General features: G+C 73.6%; 18 protein-coding genes. 5 read left to right on the forward strand and 13 right to left on the reverse strand.

The features are described from left to right. Positions 1-105: 105 nt before the first annotated feature. Positions 106-402, reverse strand: coding sequence for a hypothetical protein (locus tag ACGIF2_RS11825; protein ID WP_396046829.1), 297 nt, complete (start codon positions 400-402; stop codon positions 106-108). Positions 403-512: 110 nt separating this feature from the next. Between ACGIF2_RS11825 and ACGIF2_RS11830 the strand changes: the two genes are divergently transcribed. After that, positions 513-974, forward strand: a complete 462-nt coding sequence (locus ACGIF2_RS11830; RefSeq protein WP_396046831.1) for a VOC family protein — start codon at positions 513-515, stop codon at positions 972-974. Positions 975-1,004: 30 nt separating this feature from the next. Here the strand turns inward: ACGIF2_RS11830 and ACGIF2_RS11835 are convergent, their stop codons facing one another. The 3 genes from ACGIF2_RS11835 to ACGIF2_RS11845 all read right to left on the reverse strand — a co-directional run bounded on the left by ACGIF2_RS11835 (position 1,005) and on the right by ACGIF2_RS11845 (position 3,321). After that, positions 1,005-1,655 (reverse strand): pentapeptide repeat-containing protein, encoded by a 651-nt coding sequence (locus tag ACGIF2_RS11835; RefSeq protein WP_396046833.1) that lies wholly within the window; start codon positions 1,653-1,655, stop codon positions 1,005-1,007. A gap of 31 nt (positions 1,656-1,686) precedes the next feature. After that, entirely contained in the window at positions 1,687-2,460 is a 774-nt protein-coding gene (locus tag ACGIF2_RS11840) for an LLM class F420-dependent oxidoreductase (protein WP_396046835.1), read from the reverse strand. A gap of 72 nt (positions 2,461-2,532) precedes the next feature. Further along, positions 2,533-3,321 carry a DUF1206 domain-containing protein gene (locus ACGIF2_RS11845; RefSeq protein ID WP_396046837.1) on the reverse strand — a complete coding sequence of 263 codons (789 nt, stop codon included), beginning with the start codon at positions 3,319-3,321 and terminating at the stop codon, positions 2,533-2,535. A gap of 139 nt (positions 3,322-3,460) precedes the next feature. On the opposite strand from ACGIF2_RS11845, the gene ACGIF2_RS11850 reads away from it, so the two are divergent. Beyond that, a complete protein-coding gene (locus ACGIF2_RS11850; RefSeq protein WP_396046839.1) occupies positions 3,461-3,829 on the forward strand; it encodes a cupin domain-containing protein in 369 nt (122 codons plus the stop codon). A gap of 39 nt (positions 3,830-3,868) precedes the next feature. Here the strand turns inward: ACGIF2_RS11850 and ACGIF2_RS11855 are convergent, their stop codons facing one another. The 4 genes from ACGIF2_RS11855 to ACGIF2_RS11870 are packed head-to-tail and all read right to left on the reverse strand — an operon-like array spanning position 3,869 to position 8,115. Beyond that, on the reverse strand, positions 3,869-4,312 hold the full coding sequence (locus tag ACGIF2_RS11855) for a VOC family protein (RefSeq protein WP_396046841.1): 444 nt from the start codon (positions 4,310-4,312) through the stop codon (positions 3,869-3,871). A gap of 40 nt (positions 4,313-4,352) precedes the next feature. Continuing rightward, positions 4,353-5,321 (reverse strand): MaoC/PaaZ C-terminal domain-containing protein, encoded by a 969-nt coding sequence (locus tag ACGIF2_RS11860; protein ID WP_396047044.1) that lies wholly within the window; start codon positions 5,319-5,321, stop codon positions 4,353-4,355. Positions 5,322-5,368: 47 nt separating this feature from the next. Next, on the reverse strand, positions 5,369-6,742 hold the full coding sequence (locus ACGIF2_RS11865; protein WP_396046842.1) for a 3-oxoacyl-ACP reductase: 1,374 nt from the start codon (positions 6,740-6,742) through the stop codon (positions 5,369-5,371). After that, entirely contained in the window at positions 6,739-8,115 is a 1,377-nt protein-coding gene (locus ACGIF2_RS11870) for an acetyl-CoA C-acetyltransferase (protein WP_396046844.1), read from the reverse strand. The genes ACGIF2_RS11865 and ACGIF2_RS11870 overlap by 4 nt, the downstream gene beginning before the upstream one ends. A 161-nt stretch (positions 8,116-8,276) precedes the next feature. Here ACGIF2_RS11870 and ACGIF2_RS11875 point away from each other — a divergent pair, with 161 nt between their 5' ends. The 3 genes from ACGIF2_RS11875 to ACGIF2_RS11885 all read left to right on the forward strand — a co-directional run bounded on the left by ACGIF2_RS11875 (position 8,277) and on the right by ACGIF2_RS11885 (position 11,816). After that, the gene (locus ACGIF2_RS11875; protein ID WP_396046846.1) at positions 8,277-9,167 is read left to right on the forward strand and encodes a TetR/AcrR family transcriptional regulator; all 891 of its coding nucleotides are present in this window, start codon (positions 8,277-8,279) and stop codon (positions 9,165-9,167) included. Continuing rightward, positions 9,164-11,311 (forward strand): acyl-CoA dehydrogenase, encoded by a 2,148-nt coding sequence (locus ACGIF2_RS11880; protein WP_396046848.1) that lies wholly within the window; start codon positions 9,164-9,166, stop codon positions 11,309-11,311. The genes ACGIF2_RS11875 and ACGIF2_RS11880 overlap by 4 nt, the downstream gene beginning before the upstream one ends. A gap of 151 nt (positions 11,312-11,462) precedes the next feature. Then, positions 11,463-11,816 carry a UBP-type zinc finger domain-containing protein gene (locus ACGIF2_RS11885; protein WP_396046850.1) on the forward strand — a complete coding sequence of 118 codons (354 nt, stop codon included), beginning with the start codon at positions 11,463-11,465 and terminating at the stop codon, positions 11,814-11,816. A 135-nt stretch (positions 11,817-11,951) separates the two neighbouring features. On the opposite strand, the gene ACGIF2_RS11890 is transcribed toward ACGIF2_RS11885, so the two are convergent. Genes ACGIF2_RS11890 through ACGIF2_RS11910 form a run of 5 tightly spaced genes read right to left on the reverse strand, consistent with a single transcriptional unit; the run spans position 11,952 to position 16,910 of the window. Further along, a complete protein-coding gene (locus tag ACGIF2_RS11890; protein WP_396046852.1) occupies positions 11,952-12,740 on the reverse strand; it encodes an ABC transporter ATP-binding protein in 789 nt (262 codons plus the stop codon). Next, positions 12,737-13,537 (reverse strand): ATP-binding cassette domain-containing protein, encoded by an 801-nt coding sequence (locus ACGIF2_RS11895; protein WP_396046855.1) that lies wholly within the window; start codon positions 13,535-13,537, stop codon positions 12,737-12,739. Before ACGIF2_RS11895 ends, ACGIF2_RS11890 begins: the two co-directional genes overlap by 4 nt. Continuing rightward, a complete protein-coding gene (locus tag ACGIF2_RS11900; RefSeq protein WP_396046857.1) occupies positions 13,534-14,442 on the reverse strand; it encodes an ABC transporter permease in 909 nt (302 codons plus the stop codon). Before ACGIF2_RS11900 ends, ACGIF2_RS11895 begins: the two co-directional genes overlap by 4 nt. Next, positions 14,439-15,404 carry an ABC transporter permease gene (locus tag ACGIF2_RS11905; RefSeq protein ID WP_396046859.1) on the reverse strand — a complete coding sequence of 322 codons (966 nt, stop codon included), beginning with the start codon at positions 15,402-15,404 and terminating at the stop codon, positions 14,439-14,441. Before ACGIF2_RS11905 ends, ACGIF2_RS11900 begins: the two co-directional genes overlap by 4 nt. A gap of 3 nt (positions 15,405-15,407) precedes the next feature. Continuing rightward, entirely contained in the window at positions 15,408-16,910 is a 1,503-nt protein-coding gene (locus ACGIF2_RS11910; RefSeq protein WP_396046861.1) for an ABC transporter substrate-binding protein, read from the reverse strand. Positions 16,911-16,997 lie beyond the last annotated feature (87 nt).

The raw sequence follows: 16,997 nt of genomic DNA on the forward strand, positions 1-16,997 counted from the left end.
CCCCCCCCCCCCCCCCCCCCCCCCCCCCCCCCCCCCCCCCCCCCCCCCCCCCCTCCCCCCCCCCCCCCCCCCAGGCTCTATCTCGAGGTCAGGGGGGGCCGGGGGTCAGAACATGCCGGACTTGAGGGCGAGGGAGGAGACCAGGCCGAGGATCGACAGGCCCAGTCCCCAGATCGCCTTGCTGCGGCCGACGGGCGCGTAGCCGACCTCGGTCATGCGCGTGGCGCGGCTGAGCCCCAGGGCCGACACGACGATCCCGATGATCGAGGTCAGCAGCACGGGGTTCACGATGAGGCTCGCGATGCCCAGCGCGAGGCCGGCCGTGGCCCGCGGGTTGCGCAGCACGAGCGGGGCGCCCAGCCGCGAGGGCGTCTCGTCCTGCGGGTCGGAGAGGCTCGACATCCGTGCACCTGCCTTCGATAGGTCCGGCGAGCGTACTCGTCCGCCCTGGTCGTCCGTCCTGGTCACACGCTCGGCTTCTCCCCGTGCGAGGAACCACGTACCCTCGTCAGATGATGGACAAATCGGACAATGGCGTCGTGGTCCAGGTCGCGCAGCGGGTCGAGAACCTCCGGCGGGCCGTCGTCTTCTACCAACGACTGCTGGGCCAGCCGGCCGACGCGGTCTTCGACCCGCCCGGGCTCGCGTTCTTCGTGCTCGACGGGGTCCGGCTGCTGCTCGACCGTGAGGCGTCGAGCTCGCTCGTCTACCTGCGGGTCGACGACGTGCGCACGCGGGTCGCCGAGCTGCGTGCGGACGGCGTCGTCATCGAGGGTGAGCCCGCGGTCATCTACCAGCACGAGGACGCGACCCTCGGGCCCGCGGGATCCGACGAGTGGATGGCGTTCGTGCGCGACAGCGAGGGCAACACCGTCGGGCTCGTGAGCCACACCGCGCGGGTGCCCGCCCCCGGGCACCTGCCGGCGGGCGCCTGGCGGGTGCCCGCGCTCGGACGGCTCGCCACGGGAGCGTGACGCGCTCGTCGTGCCCGACGTGCATCGCCGTCAGTCGACGACGATGCCCAGGTGCTCGGCCATCGCCGGGGCGAGCTCGAGGAGCTGGTCGCCGCTGATCGTCGCGCCCGCGAGCCCTGCGACGCCGTTGAGCCCGGACAGGTCGGCGCCGCGCAGGTCCACCTGCGTGAGCGTCGCCCGGGTCACGTCCAGGCGGCCGATGCGGCAATCGTCGAACGCCACCCGCTGGAGCTTCGCGCCGATCAGGTCGAGCTCGCCGATGACGCAGCCGTCGAACCGCACGTCCACGAGCGACGCGTCGCGCAGGTTGAGGTAGTCGATCTTGCCGCCACGCACCAGCACGCGCGTGAAGGTGCTCGCGTAGGCCGTGACGGCACCGAGGCGGCAGCCCACCAGCTCGACGTCGCGCCAGGACGAGCTCGCCGCGTCGAGGCTCCCCGCATTGGCCTCTGCGAACCTGCTCTCCGCGATGTGGGAGTGGCGCAGGTCGGTGCCGTCGAGCCGGCAGCCCGTCAGGACGCAGTCCATGAGGCGGGCGTGCCGACCGTCCTGCCCGCTCAGGTCCAGCCCGTCGAACGACAGCCCTTCGTAGTCGCCTTCGTCCTCGAGCGCGCCGTCGAACGGCATGAGGGCGGGCAGCGACAGGCGTGGTGCAGCCAGGGTCTGGGCTCGGCGGGTCATGCCCTGAGCCTGCCACCTGCCCGCGGCACGATCAGCCGCGGGAGTCGCGCCAGTCGATCCACTGCTGCAGCAGCGACAGGTCGTAGTCGGGGCCGCCCGCGCCGATCGTGAACAGCGTGACGCCCGCGGCGACCAGGGCGTCGGCTACCTGGGACGGGGGAGCGTCGACGGCGACCGAGCGCTCGATCACGGTCGCGTCCCGCCCCACGGCCGCGCCGTGCTCGTCGAGGATCGCGCTCTTGCGGGTCAGCGTCTCGAGGTCGCCGAACGAGTGCCACGCGTCGGCGTGCTCGGCGACGATCCGCAGCGTCTTGCGCTCGCCGCCCCCGCCGATGAGGATCGGGATCTGACGCGTCGGTGCCGGGTTCCCCGCGGCCCACCGCGCCTTGATGCGCGGCAGCGCCTCACCCAGCGCCGCGATCCGCGACCCGGCCGTGCCGAACTCGTAGCCGAACTGGTCGTAGTCCTTCTCGAACCAGCCTGCGCCGATGCCCAGGATCAGCCGCCCGCCCGAGATGTGGTCCACGGTTCGCGCCATGTCGGCCAGCAGCTCGGGGTTGCGGTAGGAGTTGCAGGTCACGAGCGCGCCGATCTCGACACGGCTCGTCTGCTCGGCCCACGCGCCGAGCATCGTCCAGCACTCGAAGTGCTTGCCGTCCGGGTCGCCGTACAACGGGAAGAAGTGGTCCCAGTTGAAGACCACGTCGACGCCCATGTCTTCGGCGCGGCGGACCGCGTCACGGATCTGGGCGTAGTCGGCCTGCTGCGGCTGGAGTTGAACGCCGATGCGCACGGGCTTCGTCATGCCCCGATCCTGGCAGCGCTCGACCGATTCGTCGCGCGCCACGGCTCCGCCGCCCGAGCCGGGCACGCGCGGTCACATGCGTGCGAACCGTGCGCGCACGAACGAGTAGCCGCCGTAACAGGCGAGCCCGACCGCGACGGCGAGCAGCGCGACGACCCCGGCGGGCTGCTCGCGCAGGTCGTGGAGCGCGCCGTCGAGGCCCTGCGCCCGCTGCGGGTCGGCGGTCAGGCCCGCGAGCACGAACGCACCGCCGACCAGCACGAGCGCGACGCCCTTGGCGACGTAGCCGACCGTGCCCGCGACGCGCACCGTGGTGCCAAGCTGCGCACCGGGCAGGGCCCGCAGGTCGTCGAGGAACTTCCGGGTCACGCCCTTGTACCCGTGGTAGCCACCCACCCCCAGGACCACGAGGCCGACCGCGACCACGAGTGCCCGGCCGCCGGGTGCACCCAGGAGGCCCGACGTGGCGCCCTCGGTCTGCCCCTCGCTCGAGCTGCCCGATCCGACGGCGAACGCCACGGCGCTGACCGCCAGCGCGACGTAGACCACGGCCTTGGCCGCGGCCTTGACCCGGTCGGCGACCTCGCCGCCACGTATCGCCTGGGCTCCCTGCCAGGCGGCGAGCGCGAGCAGCGCGACCGCCCCGCACCACAGCGCGGCCCCGCCGAACGGGGTCCCGGCGATCTGACCGAGCGCGCCCGACTGGTCGGCGCTCTCGTCACCGCTGCCCAGGGCCACCTGGACGGCGAGCAGCCCGATCAGCACGTGCAGCACACCGCTCACCGCGTAGCCGCAGCGCGCGGCCAGCTCCCACGGTCGCTGCCGAGCGCTGCTCACCGCAGCTGACGTCATGGCGCTCATCAGACCTCCTCGTCGCGGACGGGCGTCCGCGGTCGCGGCCCGATCGTGACACCGACACCCCACGACGGCGACCGGAAGCGCACGACCTGCGCATCCGCCCGCTCTGCTGACCGACAGCGCACCTGACTAGGCTCCGACCATGAGCGGCGGCGACGTGCGCAACGTGCAGGCGGCGCTCGACGCCGTCTCCGGGCACTGGCAGCCGCACCGGCTGACGAGCGTGAACGACTACGACGTGAAGGTCGTCAAGGTCCAGGGCGAGTTCGTCTGGCACACCCATCCCGACACCGACGAGCTGTTCCTGGTGGTCAGCGGCACGCTCACCATCCAGCTCCGCGACCGGGACGTGGTGCTCGGACCGAACGACGTGTTCGTGGTCCCGAAGGGGGTCGAGCACTGTCCCCGGGCGGATGCCGAGGTCCACGCGCTGCTGTTCGAGCACCAGGGGACGGTGAACACCGGCGACGCCGGCGGCGACATGACCGCGCCGCTCCGCGAGCTGAGCTGAGCAGAGCCGGGCACAGTCGGAGCCGAGCCGAGCCGAGCGCTACTCGACCGCGCCCAGGCTCACGGTCCCGTCAGCGGCGATCGTGAGCCCGGAGTTGTGCGCGATCTCCCACCGCACGCCGCACGGGTCCTCGACGTACCCGTGGTAGCCGCCCCACTCGGCGCGCTGCGCGGGCTTGACCACCCGGGCCCCGGCGGCCACGGCCCGGGCGATCGCCGCATCGACCGCGGCGGGGGAGTCCACGTTGTGCGCGAGCGTGACGCCCTGGGGTGTGGCGGGGGCCGAGCCGCGCGCGTCGCCCATGTCGGCGGCGAGGTCCTGCGCGCCGAAGAACGAGAGCAGCACACCGGGCCCCACCTGCAGGAACAGGACCTGGCCGGGGACGTCGAACGCGGGATCCCAGCCCAGGCCGTCGACGTAGAACCGGCGTGCGGCCTCGACGTCGGCGACGCCGAGCGTGATGAGCGTGAGTCGTGGGTCCATGCCCAGCACCCTGCCACCTGGCACCGACGCCCGCGAGCAGTCAGCGCGGGACGACGGCGCCCGTCAGGTGCGGCTTGCCCGTGCGGCCGTGCCAGGCGGCGTACGTGAACCCGCCGTCGTCGTCGGGGGCCACCCGCACGTCGACGGTGGCGGGCAGCAGCACCGGCTTGGTGAACTCGACGGTCCACGTGAACGCGTCGCCGCGGCCGGCGCCCACGTCGGCCAGAGCGCGGGAGGCGGTGTACATGCCGTGCGCGATGGCCCGCGGGAAGCCGAGCGCCTTGGCGCTGACCTTCGACAGGTGGATGGGGTTCTGGTCGCCCGAGACGGCCGCGTACCGGCGGCCGGTGTCGGCGGCGAGGTGCCAGCGACCCGTGGGGAGGGGCGCGGTGAACGGCTCGCGCGCTCCGTCGTCGGGCAGGGAAGGCGCGACGTCCTCGGACGCCGACGCGTCCGCCCCGAGCCGCACCCCCTTGGCCAGGTAGGTCGAGACCCCGCGCCACGCGAGGGGCCCGGCCAGCACGTCGTCGGACGGCCCGGCCACACGCACCTCGGTCACGAGCTCGACCTGCGTGCCCGCACGGTGCGGCGTGAGGCCCTGCGCCCAGGCGAGCACGTCGAGCCGGTCGCCGAGCGTGAGCGGGTGCAGCTGCTCGATGTGGTTGGCGAGGTGCACCATCCCGAGCAGCGGCAGCGGGAAGTCGGGCCGCACCATGACGGCCGTGGCGACGGGGAACGCGAGCACGTGCACGAACCCGGCGGGCAGCACGTCGGACGCGCTCTCGCCGAGCAGGTGCTGGTAGGCCGTCAGGTGCTCGGCGTCGGCCCGCACGCCCGCGACGGCGTACGCGACGTCGGGCAGGGTGCGCGGGGCCGTGCGCCCGAACCGGCGGTCGAGCGCGCGCCGCCCGGACGCGACCAAGCCACGACGGTAGAGCCCGCCGAGCGCCGGGACCCCCGGGAGGACGACGGGGGTGCGCCCGCCCGACGCCCCGAGGATCCCCGCGATCGCCGGGAGCGGCACCGTGGGGTCGTCGGTGGCCGGGGCGTCCGTGCTCACTGGCCCACCATGTTCTGCCCGCACACCCGCAGCGTCTGGCCCATGATGCCGCCGGCCTGCGGGGACGCGAGGAACGCGACGGTCTCGGCGACGTCGATCGGCTGACCGCCCTGCTGGAGCGAGTTCAGCCGCCGCGCGACCTGCCGGGTCAGGGCCGGGATCCGCGCGGTCATCTCGGTCTCGATGAAGCCGGGGGCCACGGCGTTGGCCGTGCCGCCGAACGCGGTGAGCAGCGGCGCGGTGGCCCGCACCATGCCGATGACCCCGCCCTTGGACGCCGCGTAGTTGGTCTGCCCGCGGTTGCCCGCGATGCCCGACGTGGACGCGAGCGCGACGATGCGGGGCGCGTCGGTGAAGTCTCCCGACTCGACCAGCGCCTCGTTGATGCGCAGCGGGGCGTCGACGTTGACGGCGAGCACCGGGTCCCACTTCTCGGGGGTCATGTTCGCGAGCAGCTTGTCGCGGGTGATCCCGGCGTTGTGCACCACGATGTCGAGCCGCCCGTGCCGGGCCGTCGCGTGGTCGAGGATCTTCTGCCCGGCGTCGGGTCCCGTCACGTCGAGCTGCAGCGCCGTGCCCCGCACGGAGTTCGCGACCGCCGCGAGCTGCTCACCGGCAGCGGGCACGTCCACCGCGACGACGGTCGCGCCGTCCCGGGCCAGCGTCGCCGCGATCGAGGCGCCGATGCCGCGGGCCGCCCCGGTGACGACCGCGACACGCCCCGCGAGGGGCTGGTCCCAGTCGGCGGGCAGCGTGCCCGCGTCGGAGCCGACCGTCAGCAGCTGGCCGTCGACGAACGCCGAGCGCGTCGACAGGAAGAACCGCAGGGCCCCGAGCGCGCTCGGGGCGTCGACCGGGACGCCGTCCGCCACGACCACACCGTTCGCGGTCGCGCCGCCGCGCAGCTCCTTGGCGAGCGAGCGCAGCACCCCGTCGACGCCCTGGCGTGCGGCGGCGAGCGCCGGACCGTCGTCGGCGGTCGCAGGACGCGAGAGGGTCACGACGCGGGCGCCGGGTGCCAGCCCCTTGAGCACGCCGCCCGCGGTGAGCACCGGGCCGGCGAGGTCGTCGGGGTGCTGCACGTCGGTCAGCACGAGCACGACAGCCGCGTAGCGCTCGTCGGCCGCGGGCGTGCGGCGCACGTCGAGGTCCCAGCCCCGCACCGCGCCGCCGTCGTCGAGCCCGGTGCCCGAGAGCAGGTGCGCGAGCGACTCCGCCTCGGTGCCCGATCCGAGCACGAGCACAGGTCCGTCGACCAGCGGCTGACCCGGACGGAAGCGGCGCAGCTGGGCCGGTCGCGGCAGCCCGAGCTGCTGGGCGACCTTCTTCGTGAACCCCGAGTTGACGAGGTTCAGGTACGTGTCGCTCACGCTGCCTCCAGGATCGCCGTCAGACCGAGACCACCTGCGGCGCAGATGGACACGAGGGCCCGCACGGGGGCGTCGGTGCCCTGCTCGGCCTTGCGCCGGGCGAGCTCCTTGGCGATGGTCGCCACGATGCGCCCACCGGTCGCGGCGAACGGGTGCCCCGCGGCGAGCGACGAGCCGTGCACGTTGAGCCGCTCGCGCTCGACCTTGCCGAACGCGCCCTCGAGCCCGAGCCGGGTGCGGCAGAACTCCTCGTCCTCCCACGCCGCGAGCGTGGTCAGCACGGTCGAGGCGAACGCCTCGTGGATCTCGACGTAGTCCAGGTCGGCGAGCGTGAGCCCGTTGCGGGCCAGCAGGCGCGGCACCGCGAAGACGGGGGCCATGAGCAGACCGTCGACACCGTGCACGAAGTCGACCGCGCCGGACTCCGCGTCGACCACGGACGCGAGGGGCATGAGGTCGTGCTCGGCGGCCCACTCGTCCGATCCGAGCAGCACCACCGAGGCGCCGTCGGACAGGGGCGTGGAGTTGCCCGCCGTCATCGTCGCGGGGGCGTCGAGGCCCAGGCCGAACGTGGGTCGGAGCTTCGCGAGCTTCTCGAGCGAGGAGTCAGCGCGCAGGTTCGCGTCGCGCGTCAGGCCGCGGAACGGCGTGACCAGGTCGTCGAAGAACCCGGCGTCGTAGGCGGCGGCCAGGCGCTGGTGGCTCGTGAGCGCGAGCTCGTCCTGTGCCTCGCGCGAGATCCCCCACTCGGCGGTGGTGAGTGCCTGGTGCTCACCCATCGACAGCCCGGTGCGCGGCTCGGACGTGCGAGGCGTGACCGGCACGAGGTCCGTGGGGCGGAGGCGCGAGACAGCGGCGAGCTTCTGCCCCGCGGTCTTGGCGTGCGAGAGGTCGAGCAGGATGCGGCGCAGGTGGTCGTTCACCGCGATCGGCGCGTCGGACGTCGTGTCGACGCCCCCCGCGATGGCCGAGTCGAGCTGCCCCAGGCGGATCTTGTTGGACAGCCCGACGATCGCCTCGAGGCCCGTCGCGCACGCCTGCTGCACGTCGTAGGCCGGCGTCTCGTCCGACAGCGCGGAGCCGAGCACGGCCTCGCGCGTCAGGTTGAAGTCCCGGCTGTGCTTGAGCACGGCCCCCGCCGCGACCTCGCCGAGGCGTTCGCCCTGCAGGCCGTAGCGGGCCACGAGCCCGTCGAGCGCTGCGGTGAGCATGTCCTGGTTGCTCGCGTGGGCGTAGGGGCCGCCCGCGCGGGCGAACGGGATGCGGTTGCCGCCGAGCACGAGCGCGCGGCGGGGGAGCCGGGGGCGCTCCTGGGCGTCGGGCGTGCTCGTCTGCTGCTCGTCCGCCGTGGCGCCGGTGGGTGTGCTGGCCATGGCCGTCCTCTCGCGTCGTCGCTGAGTGTGGTGTGCCGTTGTGCCGGAGTGCCTGCGTGCAGAGGTCTCAGCCTGCCCTGACCTGGGACGTCTGGCCCAGGGGACCGGTTTTGCCCGGTGATATGTGTCCGAAACCCACAGTACCTGATACCTTCGGTTTCGTGAGCGAGATCACACCTGCTCCGTCGACGGCGACGGGCACCGCGTCGCTCCTGCCTCGGCAGGTGCCCGGTTCCGCCGCATTCTCGGCGCGCGCAGACGAGCGCCCCGGGCCGCTCACCGACGCCGGTGCGGACGGCCGCTCGACCCGTTGGGCGGATCACCGCGAGGCCAGGCGCGCCGAGTTCGTGCGTGTCGCCCGCCGCACCGTGCACCACCACGGTCCCGACGTCTCGATGGAGGAGATCGCCGTCGCGGCGGGCACCTCCAAGTCGATCGTCTACCGCTACTTCGCGGACAAGACCGGCCTGCAGATCGCCGTCGCCGAGGCCGTCGTGCTGCAGATCCAGGGAGCGCTCGAAGGTGTGCTCCGCGTCGCGCCCACTCCCCGCGAAGGGCTCCGCGCGATGGTCGCGGTCTACCTCGAGATGATCGAGTCCTCGCCTCACGTCTACGCGTTCGTCACCCGCGACGGCTCGGTCGAGTCGGGCGGGCCGCTCGGGCACTTCCTCGACTCGGTGACCCAGCTCGTCGCCGCCCCGTTCCTGCGCGGCCTGACCGACGACTCGGGCACCGCCGTCCGCCCCGCCGCGCGGCACGACCACCTGCCCGACGCTGCGCCCGTGAGCGGCCCCGACGCGACGCAGCGCGCGCTCACCGAGGCGTGGGCCGCCGGCGCGGTCGGGTTCGTGCGCGGCGCCGGCGAGTGGTGGCTCGCGCACCGCGACCAGCCGGGCAACCCCGACCGCGAGACCGTCACCGCCCAGATCACCGCCTGGCTCTGGGCCGGGCCCGTCGGGCTCCTCGCCCGCGAGCGCGGCCGCACCGCAGGCACCCCGAACCCCCCGCACGACGCAGCATCCGACGCACTCACCATCGAGGAGTCCCGATGACCGCCAGCACCGCCCGCCCGGCACACGCGACGCCGGGTCACGAACCGACCGTCGACGTCGACGCGCTCACAGCGGCGATGCTCGGCCCGTACGCCGAGCTGCGCCGTGGCGCCCGCGCCGTCGCGGGCGACCCGCGCTTCCAGCGCATCGAGGGTCTCACCGTCGCCGAGCACCGCGCGCGGGTGCTCGAGCAGCTCCGCACCCTGGCCCGCGAGGGCGAGGTGCTCCGGGCGTTCCCGACCGCGCTGGGCGGTCGCGACGACCACGGCGGCAGCGTCTCGCGCTTCGCGGAGCTCGTCGTCGCGGACCCGTCGTTGCAGATCAAGGCGGGCGTGCAGTGGGGGCTGTTCGCCTCGGCGATCATGCACCTGGGCACCGAGGCGCACCACGAGAACCTGCTGCCCGATGCGATGTCGGTGGACGTCCCGGGGGCGTTCGCCATGACCGAGACGGGCCACGGCTCGGACGTCGCGAGCATCGGGACCACGGCGACGTACGACCCGGCGACCGAGGAGTTCGTGATCCACACGCCGTTCCGGGCGGCGTGGAAGGACTATCTCGGCAACGCGGCGCTGCACGGCACGGCGTCGGTCCTGTTCGCGCAGCTCATCACGGCGGCGCCCGGCGGCCCAGCCGTCAACCACGGGGTTCACGCGTTCTACGTGCCGCTGCGCGACCCGGCGACCGGGGAGTTCCTGCCCGGCATCGGCGGCGAGGACGACGGGCTCAAGGGCGGGCTCAACGGGATCGACAACGGGCGGCTGCACTTCGACCACGTGCGCGTGCCCCGCACGAACCTGCTCAACCGCTACGGCGACGTGGCGCCCGACGGCACGTACTCCTCGCCGATCTCGAGCCCCGGGCGGCGGTTCTTCACGATGCTCGGCACACTCGTGCAGGGGCGCGTCTCGCTCGACGGCGCCGCGGTCAACGCCTGCAAGCTCGCGCTGATCATCGCGGTGACCTACGGCAACGAGCGTCGGCAGTTCACGGGCGGCTCGGACACCGACGAGATGGTGCTGCTCGACTACGGCGAGCACCAGCGTCGGCTGCTGCCGCTGCTGGCCGAGACCTACGCGTCGACGTTCGCCCACGAGGAGCTGCTCAAGGCTTTCGACGGCGTGTTCTCGGGAAAGAACGACACCGAGGAGACGCGCCAGGACCTCGAGACTCTCGCGGCGTCGCTCAAGCCGACGTCCACCTGGCTCGCGCTGCGCACGCTGCAGACCAGCCGTGAGGCGTGCGGGGGCGCGGGCTTCCTGACGGAGAACCGGCTCACGTCGCTCTACGCCGACCTCGACGTGTTCGCCACGTTCGAGGGCGACAACACCGTGCTGCTGCAGCTCGTCGCCAAGCGGCTGCTCACCGACTACGGGCGCGAGTTCGCGAAGATCGACGCGGGCGGGGTGGCGCGGTACGTGGCGGGGCAGGCGGCGTCGGCCGCGCTGCACCGCACCCCGCTGCTGCGCGCGGTGCAGACCGTCGCGGACGTGGGCGACGCCCGGCGCTCGGCAGGTCAGCTGCGCGACGCCGAGACGCAGCACGCCCTGCTCGTGGACCGCGTGGAGACGATGGTGGCCGAGGTGGCGCAGGCGCTGCGTCCCGCGACGAAGGCCCCCCGCGCGCAGGCCGCCGACCTGTTCAACGAGCACCAGCACGACCTGATCGAGCTGGCGCGGGCGCACGCCGAGCTGGTCCAGTGGGAGGCGTTCACCGCGGGGATCGCCCGGGTCGACGACCCGGGAACGCAGAAGGTGCTCACGTGGCTGCGTGACCTGTTCGGGCTCTCGGTGATCGAGCGGAACCTCGCCTGGTACCTCATCCACGGCCGGCTCTCGGCGGGTCGGGCGCGGACGGTGACGTCGTACCTCGACCGGCTGCTGCGGCGGCTGCGGCCGCACGCGCAGGACCTGGTCGACGCGTTCGGGTACGGGCCCGAGCACGTGCGCGCGACCATCGCGTCAGGCGCGGAGCGGGCGCGGCAGGACGAGGCGCGGGCGTACTACCGGGCGCAGCGCGCGTCGGGTGACGCGCCGGTCTCCGAGAAGCAGGTGCCCTCGGGCAAGATCGCGCGGAGCTCGGCCCGACCGGCGGCCGCCCGGTCCGCGGTCGACGAGGTCCCCGCGGAGGCCACGCCCGCCTGAGCGACCCGGAGCCCCCGTCCTGCGTGCGCCCTGGCGGCGTCGGGCGGGGGCTCCGTCGTCGCCGTGCTGGTGGGGGCGGGCGAACGTACGCTCGCTGGAGCCCGGCATCGGGCAGCGGCCTGGCGTGAGCGCACGAGGAAGGTCCCCGACCATGAGCGAACCGTTCCCCGGGATCGACCCGGGCGTCCCTCCGAGCGGCGCGGGCTGCGTCGAGTGCCTGCAGACCGACGGGTGGTGGTTCCACCTGCGGCGCTGCGCCGAGTGCGGGCACGTGGGCTGCTGCGACACGTCGCCCTCGCAGCACGCCACGGCGCACAGCGCAGCGACCGGGCACCCGGTGATCCAGTCGTACGAGCCGGGTGAGGACTGGTTCTGGGACTACCCGAGCCAGGACTTCTTCGAGGAGGGCCCCACCCTGGCCGCCCCCACCAGCCACCCCCTGGACCAACCCGTCCCCGCCCCCACCGCCAACGTCCCCCCCAACTGGCAAGACCTCCTCCACTAACCCCAACGACCTCAAGCGTTCGCCGAGATAGAGCCTGCGCGTCCAGATAGAGCCCCGCATGGCTCTATCTCGGCGCGCAGGCTCTATCTCGCGGAACGGGGGGTCTCGCGGGAACGGGGGGTCTCGCGGGACGGGTTAAGGGGCGGGGAGGTGGGGGACGGCGGCGAGGAGGCGTTGGGTGTACGGGTGCTGGGGGTGGGTGAGGAGCTGGGGGGTCGGGGCCTGCTCGACGACGCGGCCGTCGTGCAGCACGACCGTCTCCTCGCAGAGCTGACCGACCACGGCGATGTCGTGGCTGACCAGCACCAGGGTCAGGCCCAGCTCGGTGCGCAGCCGCCGCAGCAGGTCCAGGACCTGCTCGCGGACTGACACGTCGAGCGCGCTCACCGGCTCGTCGCCGACCAGCACCGAGGGGGACGGGGCCAGCGCCCGGGCGATCGCGATGCGCTGGCGCTGACCGCCCGAGAACTGCGCGGGGTAGCGGTCGGCCGCGTCGGGCTCGAGCCCCACCCAGCCGAGCACCTCGGTCACGCGGGCACGCCGATCACCCGGGACCCGCAGCGAGCGCAGCGGCTCCGCGACGACCGAACCGACCGTCATGCGCGGGTCGAGCGACGAGCGCGGGTCCTGGAACACGATCTGCACGTCACGCCGGAACCGGCGCACGGCGGCCCGGTCGCGGTGCGCGAGGGGTTCGCCGCGGTAGAGCACCTGGCCCTGCGTCGGCCGGTCGAGCGCCAGCAGCAGCCGCAGCAGGGTCGACTTGCCCGCCCCCGACTCGCCGACGATGCCGACGCTGCGGCCCGGGCGCACAGCGAGGTCGACGCCCGAGAGCGCGGTGGTGGTGCGCCGGCCCGAGCCGTAGGTGCGCCCGACCCCGACGAGCTCGAGCAGGGGAGCGGCGGCTTCTGCGTGCTGGTTCACGGCGCCTCCTGCGCGACGGGCAGCCGGGTCACGGCGCGCGCCGCGGCGAGGAGCTGGCGGGTGTAGGGCTCGGCGGGGGCCGCCAGGGCCTGCGCGACGGTCGTGGTCTCGACGACCCGGCCCTCGCGCATGACCACGAGATCGTGGGCGACGCGTGCGATCACGGGAAGGTCGTGCGTGACGAACACGAGCGTGGTGCCGGTGCGGTCCACGAGCTCGTCGAGCAGGTCGAGCACCTCGGCCTGCACCGTGACGTCGAGCGCGGTGGTCGGCTCGTCGGCCAGCAGGACGCGCGGCCCGCACGCGAGGGCCATCGCGAGGGCGACGCGCTGACGCTGCCCGCCCGAGAGCTGCCACGGGTAGGACCGCAGGATGCGGTCGGCGTCGTCGAGCCGCACCAGCCGGCACAGCTCGGCGGCCTGCGCGCGGGCCTCGGCCCGGCCCAGCCCGCGGTGCAGCCGCAGCGGCCCGGCGATCTGGCGCCCGACGGTCATCAGGGGGTCGAGCGCGGTGAGCGGCTCCTGGAACACCATGGCGACCTGCGCGCCACGGACCCGGTCGAGCCGGCGGCCGGTCAGCGCGAGCAGGTCGGTGCCGTCGAGCAGCACCTGGCCGCTCGCGACCATCCCCTCGGGCAGCAGGCCGAGGATCGCGAGCGCGGTGAGGGACTTGCCCGAGCCGGACTCGCCGATGATGCCGAGCCGCCCGCCCGCGTCGACCTCCCAGCTCACGGAGTCGAGCAGGGTGAGTCCGGTGGACGTGCGCACCGTCAGGTCACGGACCTCGAGCAGGCTCATCGGTCACCTCGCAGGTTCGGGTCGTTGCGTTCCCGCAGGCCGTCGCCGAGCAGGTTGAGGCCGAGCACGGTGGCGACGATCGCGAGGCCGGGCAGGATCGCGCCCCACGGCTGGACGAGCATCGTGGCCTGCGCCTCGCGCAGCAGCCGGCCCCACGACGCCTGGGGCGGCGGCGCGCCGAGACCGAGGTAGGACAGGGACGCCTCGGCCAGGATCGCGCTGCCGGCGAGCAGCATGAGCTGGACCACGAGCGTGGGGGCGATGTTGGGCAGCACGTGCCGCAGCACGGTGCCCCACCAGCCGGTGCCGGACGCGCGCCCGGCGGTCACGTAGTCCTCGCGCAGCACGCGCGCCGCGTTGACGCGCGTGACCCGCGCGATCACGGCCGACCCGGCGATGCCGATCGCGGCGACCGCCGAGGTCAGCGACGCGCCCCGCACCGTGACGATCAGCATCGCGAGCAGCAGAGTCGGGAAGGCGATGAGCAGGTCCACCACGTTGACCAGCGCGAGGTCGAGCCAGCGGGTCGTCGCGGCGGCGAGGACGCCGAGCGTGAGGCCGAGCAGCGCGGCGACCAGCACCGAGCACACTGCGACGATCACCGCCGCCTGCGCGCCGCCCATGAGCTGGCTCAGCAGGTCGCGGCCGAGGCGGTCGGTGCCGGCCCAGTGCTCGGCCGTGGGGCCGGACAGTCGCGGCCCGGTGCCCGCCGCGTCCGCGGCGTAGGGCGTCCAGAAGGTCGCGACGAGCGCGACGAGGGCCACGAGCCCCACCAGCACCGTGCCGGCCACGAGCGAGGGGCTCCATCGGGGGCGGCCCGCGCGGGCAGGGATGGTCGGGGTCGGCGCCGAGCCCGGCGCAGCGGGGTGGTCGGTCAGGTCGAGAGTCACCGGGTCGAGAGTCATCGGGCACCTCCGGCCGTGGCTCCGCGCAGCCGCGGGTCGATCGCCTGCTGGGCCAGGTCGACCACGAAGTTCACGATCAGCACGATCGCGGTGATGCCCAGCACGAGGGCCTGCACCACGGGCAGGTCGCGGGCCTTGACCGAGTCGAGCAGCAGCGTGCCCAGGCCCGGGAGCGCGAAGACGTTCTCGACCACGACGGCACCCAGCAGCGAGGTCGCGAGCTCGATGCCGAGGATCGCGACGACCGGCACCGCGCCGTTGCGCAGACCGTGCCGGGCGAGGGCCCGCACGCGGCCGTAGCCGAGCGAGCGCGCGGTCCGCACGTAGTCCTGGTCGAGCACGTCGAGCGTGGCCGAGCGCACGTAGCGGACCATGACCGACGACATCGCGATCGCGACGGTCGCGACGGGCAGGACGAGCGAGCGGACCGCGGCGGCCGGGTCGGACCAGCCCTGCCGGGGGAAGCCGCCGGGCGGCAGCACCCCCGCACGCAGCGCGAACACCCACACGAGCATCACCCCGACCCAGAACACCGGCACCGCGACGCCTAGCTGCGAGACGGCCGAGACGGCGACGCCGACGGGGCCGCGACGGTGCACGGCCGCGACCACGCCGAGCGGCACCGACACGAGCACCGACACGACGAACGCGGCGAGGCTCAGCGGCAGGGTGACCGGGAGGCGGGCCGCGACGAGCTCGCCGACCGGGAGCCGTGAGACGAACGAGGACCCGAGATCGCCCGAGGCGAGGCCCGTCACCCACTGCGTGAGCTGGGCGCCGACCGACTGGTCGGTGCCGAGCTCGCTGCGCAGCTGCGCGAGCTGGTCGCTCGTGGTCCCCACGCCGAGCGACGTCCCGGCGGAGTCGCCCGGCAGCAGCCGGAGCACCGCGAAGACGACGACCGCAGCGACCACGAGCGAGACCAGCAGCGCGAGGGCGCGCAGCAGCAGGTGACGGGCCACGGGTCAGCCCGCCCGCACGATGTCGGCGACGTAGAACGACTCGGTCACCTGGTTGACGGGGAAGCCGCTGATCTCGGACTTCGCGACGCGGATCTGCGGGTCGAGGTACAGCCACGCCGACGGCGCCTCGAGCCCGATGGTCTCGTTGACCTGACGCAGCAGCGCGACCTGCTCGGCCTCGGTGGGAGCCTGGTCGGCCTCGGCCACCCACTGCTGCACCTGCGGGTTGTCGTAGCCCCAGTAGAAGTCGGGGTTGGCGTACCAGACCAGGTCACGCGGGTTCACGTGACCCATGAGCGTCGTCTCGTAGTCCTTGTCCGTGTAGACCTTCTGGTACCAGGTCGCGTCGTCGATCGGGTGCAGGTCCACCGTCACGCCGACCGCGGCGAGGTCGGTCTTGATGAGCTGGACGATGGTCTCCTCGTTGTCGCCCGCGACGTAGTCGAGCGAGAACGTCAGCCCGCTCACCCCGGCCTCGGCGAGCAGGGCCTTCGCGGCGTCGGGGTCGTACGCGTGCACGTTGGCCTGGTCCACGAACCACGGGTCGGTCGGGGGCACCATCGAGCCGATGACCTGGCCGTACGTGTCCCACACGGCCGAGCGGATCTTCTCGCGGTCGAGCGCCTTGTACAGCGCCTGGCGCACCCGCACGTCGGTGAACGGCGCGACGCGGTTGTTGAACGTCCAGATCTGCTTGGTGGTCGACGTGCCCTCGGTGATCGTGAAGTCGGGGTTGCCCTCGAACTGCACGAGCTGGTCGGGGGAGTCCTCCGCGATGACCAGGTCGAGGTCACCCGTGAGCAGCGCGTTGTTGAGCGCGGTCGTGTCCTTGAAGAACCGGAACGTCACGCCGACGTTCTGGGCGGGCTCGCCCCAGTAGTCGTCGAACCGCTCGATGGTCAGGTGGTCGCCCTGCGTCCACTCGACGAACCGGTACGGGCCGGTGCCGTTGTCCGTGGTCAGCTCGGTGTCGCCGTCCTTCACGATCGTGACGGACGCCAGGTAGAAGGGCAGCGCCTGGCTGCGGCGGCCCAGCGTGAGCACCACGGTGGTGTCGTCGGGCGTGGCGATGTCCTGGATCACCGAGAGGTCGGCCTTGCGGGCGCTCTTGGACTCGGGCGCGATGGCCTGGGAGATGCTCCACGCGACGTCGGCCGAGGTGAACGGCGTGCCGTCGTGGAAGACGACGCCGCTGTGCAGGTGGAACGTGAGGGTCAGGCCGTCCTCGGACGCGTCCCAGCTCTCGGCGAGCGTCGGGATCACCGCGCCGTCGACGTCGACCGAGGTCAGGCCCTCGAAGACGTTGCGGGTCATGGTCTGCGAGACGCCCGAGCTGCCGCCCACGTTGCGGACCAGCCCGGTGGGCTCGTTGGTCGAGCCGATGACGATCTCGGCCTCGGACGTCGCGGCGGCGTTGGACCCCTCGGACGACGAACCGCCGCACGCCGCGAGGATCAGCGAGGCGGCGAGAGCGAGGGCAACGGCGGGTATCGCACGAGATCTCATGGTGTCCGTCCTGGTGAGGGGTGGGTCAAGGCACCGCCGGGCCGGCAACGGAGCCGGGTGGCGGGGAAGGGAGGTGCGGGGGTGCCG

This window comes from Cellulomonas sp. P22 (assembly GCF_044392165.1).

Coding starts and splice junctions, on each gene's coding strand:
- ACGIF2_RS11825 (WP_396046829.1), bottom strand. CDS start 402: ATGTCGAGCCTCTCCGACCCGCAGGACGAGACGCCCTCGCGGCTGGGC.
- ACGIF2_RS11830 (WP_396046831.1), top strand. CDS start 513: ATGATGGACAAATCGGACAATGGCGTCGTGGTCCAGGTCGCGCAGCGG.
- ACGIF2_RS11835 (WP_396046833.1), bottom strand. CDS start 1,655: ATGACCCGCCGAGCCCAGACCCTGGCTGCACCACGCCTGTCGCTGCCC.
- ACGIF2_RS11840 (WP_396046835.1), bottom strand. CDS start 2,460: ATGACGAAGCCCGTGCGCATCGGCGTTCAACTCCAGCCGCAGCAGGCC.
- ACGIF2_RS11845 (WP_396046837.1), bottom strand. CDS start 3,321: ATGAGCGCCATGACGTCAGCTGCGGTGAGCAGCGCTCGGCAGCGACCG.
- ACGIF2_RS11850 (WP_396046839.1), top strand. CDS start 3,461: ATGAGCGGCGGCGACGTGCGCAACGTGCAGGCGGCGCTCGACGCCGTC.
- ACGIF2_RS11855 (WP_396046841.1), bottom strand. CDS start 4,312: ATGGACCCACGACTCACGCTCATCACGCTCGGCGTCGCCGACGTCGAG.
- ACGIF2_RS11870 (WP_396046844.1), bottom strand. CDS start 8,115: ATGGCCAGCACACCCACCGGCGCCACGGCGGACGAGCAGCAGACGAGC.
- ACGIF2_RS11880 (WP_396046848.1), top strand. CDS start 9,164: ATGACCGCCAGCACCGCCCGCCCGGCACACGCGACGCCGGGTCACGAA.
- ACGIF2_RS11885 (WP_396046850.1), top strand. CDS start 11,463: ATGAGCGAACCGTTCCCCGGGATCGACCCGGGCGTCCCTCCGAGCGGC.
- ACGIF2_RS11895 (WP_396046855.1), bottom strand. CDS start 13,537: ATGAGCCTGCTCGAGGTCCGTGACCTGACGGTGCGCACGTCCACCGGA.
- ACGIF2_RS11900 (WP_396046857.1), bottom strand. CDS start 14,442: ATGACTCTCGACCCGGTGACTCTCGACCTGACCGACCACCCCGCTGCG.
- ACGIF2_RS11910 (WP_396046861.1), bottom strand. CDS start 16,910: ATGAGATCTCGTGCGATACCCGCCGTTGCCCTCGCTCTCGCCGCCTCG.